Genomic DNA, 208 nt, shown 5'->3' with positions numbered 1-208 from the left:
ACTTCGGTACCTGTAATACCCATGCCGATACCAATATCAGCTTGCTTTAAACTTGGAGCATCGTTTACACCGTCACCGGTCATGGCAACTATTTTATCATTTGCCTGCCAAGCCTTAACAATCCTAACTTTATGCTCTGGAGAAACTCGTGCGTAAACACTGTAATCACTGACATGCTTCTTAAAGTAATCATCACTAAGTTCATCAA

1 protein-coding gene is annotated in these 208 nt (G+C 40.9%); it reads right to left on the bottom strand.

Features of this window, described 5'->3' with window-relative positions; translation table 11 throughout:
- On the bottom strand, positions 1-208 hold a 208-nt coding region (locus ACX9YW_RS23865), incomplete at both ends, for an HAD-IC family P-type ATPase (RefSeq protein WP_460351326.1).

This window comes from Pseudoneobacillus rhizolycopersici (genome assembly GCF_054786815.1).
Note: the sequence above shows the minus strand (reverse complement) of the source record. Positions and strands in the feature narration are given on the sequence as shown.